The sequence below is a fragment of the Fulvivirga sp. genome, assembly GCF_040220315.1.
In the GTDB taxonomy this organism is placed as follows: domain Bacteria; phylum Bacteroidota; class Bacteroidia; order Cytophagales; family Cyclobacteriaceae; genus Fulvivirga.
Genome location: NZ_JAVJUY010000038.1, coordinates 1 through 2,909 on the forward strand (window position 1 = coordinate 1; position 2,909 = coordinate 2,909).

The 2,909-nt window shown below is 37.4% G+C and carries 2 protein-coding genes and 1 pseudogene; 2 read left to right on the forward strand and 1 reads right to left on the reverse strand.

Annotation, left to right across the window (positions count from 1 at the left end; translation table 11 throughout):
• A partial coding sequence (gene asnS / locus RLO81_RS01315; protein ID WP_350106097.1) for an asparagine--tRNA ligase occupies positions 1-1,066 on the reverse strand: 1,066 nt, incomplete at its 3' end.
• Positions 1,067-1,212: 146 nt separating this feature from the next.
• On the opposite strand from asnS, the gene rpoN reads away from it, so the two are divergent.
• Positions 1,213-2,646, forward strand: a complete 1,434-nt coding sequence (gene rpoN / locus RLO81_RS01320) for an RNA polymerase factor sigma-54 (protein ID WP_350106100.1) — start codon at positions 1,213-1,215, stop codon at positions 2,644-2,646.
• Positions 2,647-2,909 (forward strand): annotated as a pseudogene (locus tag RLO81_RS01325) (hypothetical protein); the annotation flags it as partial.

The following is a 2,909-nucleotide window of genomic DNA, read 5'->3' on the forward strand; positions in this document are numbered from 1 at the left end:
AGAAACGCTCATGCTCTGATTGTAAATCGGCACCCCACTCATTGATGAGATATTGGAATTTCTTTTTCTTGTTTGGTTTCGAGTTTCTTAATATATCTATGGCTTCTGTATAAGACAATCTCACAAACTCATTATCAACGATAAACTGGAGCCTTTCCAAAAGTGTCATTTCTGCTCGCTCATTCTGTGGCTTGCCTTTGTCTTCTTCCTGTGCCCTGTTGTCAAGGAATGCTAAATCATCTTTGCAATTTTCAAGGGCATAGCCCACTAAATACTTTAAAAACTCTTCTGCCAGATCCATGTTGTCTTCTAACTCGTAGAATGCCATTTCCGGTTCAATCATCCAGAATTCGGCCAGGTGTCTGGAAGTATTAGAGTTCTCTGCTCTAAACGTTGGGCCAAAAGTATACACTTCAGAAAGTGCCATGCAAGCAGTTTCAACTTCTAACTGACCGGATACAGTAAGGTTCGTTTCCTTTCCAAAAAAGTCTTCTTTATAATTTATTTTACCATCTGCAGTACGTGGAATTGAATCCAAATCAAAGTTGGTTACTTTAAACATCTCACCGGCTCCTTCAGCATCGGAACCTGTAATAATGGGTGTATGTATATTGTAAAACCCTTTGTCAGTAAAGAATTTATGTACTGCAAAAATCATGGCATGACGAATGCGGTAAATCGCACTGAAAGTATTGGTTCTTACTCTTAAATGTGCGATTTCCCTTAAAAACTCCAAAGAGTGTTTCTTTGGTTGTAAAGGAAATTTTTCTGGATCGGCATCACCCAGAATTACCAATTCTTTTACTTTAATTTCTACTGACTGACCTTTACCCAAAGATTCTACTACTTCTCCGTTTACAGAGATACAAGCACCGGTAGTCACTCTTTTAAGTAACTTTTCATCAAAAGAATTTAAGTCAACAACGGCCTGAACATTATTGATGGTAGAGCCATCATTTATGGCTATAAACTGGTTGTTTCTAAACGTTCTTACCCAACCTTTAACGGTTACCTGTGTGCCTACTTTGGCGCCATCAAGTACATCAATAATTTTTGTTCTTTTCATAGCCTTACTTGCTATTTTTACTAAGTGATGGTTATTTAAAAATGAGCGCAAAAAAACGATAAATAAAGCTTTTTATCAAAGAATAGAGGAAATATAATAACTTTGAATTATATTTAGTAAGGGTCAAAAAATAGGAATATTAGCACATGCAAAAACTTGGTTTAACCCAAAGTTTACAACAAAAATTATCACCGCAGCAGATACAATTCATCAAGCTGTTGCAGATACCTACGGCTGAACTTGAAGCAAGAGTAGAGGAGGAGTTGGAAGATAACCCTACCTTGGAAGAAGGGAAGGAAGAATCTGACGAAGTAGATAATGACGAGTTTGATGATACTGACTCTGGTGACGATGATCTGGATGTAGATGACTACTTACGCGATGATGATTTTAGTGGTTACAAGATGCAGGGCGATGGTGATAATGAAGACAAGGAGATGCCTATTGCCACTCACAGTACTCTTACAGAGCAGCTTATTAACCAGCTTGGCTACTTAAAATTAGACGATAGACAGTTTACAATTGGTAAGCAACTGATCGGTAGTATTGAAGGTGATGGTTATATCCGAAGAGAAATTGAGGCCATTATCAATGACCTCGCCTTCTCTCAAAATATAGAAACGGATTTGGATGAAGTGGAGGAAATACTGCGAAAGATTCAATCGTTCGACCCTCCGGGAATAGCTGCCAGGGATTTGCAGGAGTGTTTGTTACTTCAACTAGAAAGGCGACCGGATGATCAGAATGTGGATGTCATCGTTTCCAAATTAATTATTGAGCAGTGTTTTGAAGAGTTTACCAAAAAACACTATTCGAAGATTATGAAAAAGCTTGATCTGGAAGATGAAGAGTATGTGAAAGATGCAATAGAGCTGATCAGAAAATTGAATCCAAAGCCGGGAGGCTCTTCTAGCGGCTTGGTACGAACTCAATATTTAATCCCGGATTTTATACTAGAGAACAATAATGGTGAATTGGAGCTGGCCTTAAATTCAAGAAATGCTCCAGAGTTACGAATCAGCAGGTCTTATTCTGAGATGCTTAAGGCCTATGATAAGAGTGACAAAAAAGATAAAAAGTTAAAAGATACCGTATCATTTGTAAAACAAAAGCTGGATTCAGCCAAGTGGTTTATTGATGCTATTAAACAAAGGCAGCATACTTTGTTAAATACAATGCGTGCCATTCTAGATTATCAGTATGAATATTTCTTAGAAGGTGATGAAAGCAAGCTAAGGCCTATGATTCTAAAGGATATTGCGGATATCATTAAAATGGACATTTCAACGGTTTCAAGGGTTGCGAATAGCAAATCTATCCAAACTGACTTCGGTATATTTCCATTGAAATACTTTTTCTCTGAAGGTATAGCTACAGATTCTGGTGAAGATGTGAGCAGCAGAGAGGTTAAAAATGAGCTTAAGATTATCATTGAAGGTGAAGACAAAAAGAAGCCTCTTTCGGATGACAAATTAGAAAAACTATTGAAGGCCAAAGGCTATAATATTGCACGAAGAACTGTGGCGAAGTACCGCGAACAATTAAATTTGCCGGTAGCAAGATTGAGAAAAGAATTATAAGTGCAACGTAAGCTAGCGAATTTCATATCCTATACATTTCATCCGCTAATCATGGCCACTGGTTTGTTGGCTATATTGTATCTGTTTGCACCATCGGTTATTCAACCTATTAGTGAACAATCTATCAGGCCAATTCTACTCATGGTTTTCATATTAACGTATGTGATACCATTGATAAGTATAGGCATGTTAAAAGTTACATCCAATATTTCAAGTGTTAAGCTCTCTAACCGAAAAGAAAGGGTAATGCCTTTTTTCTTTGT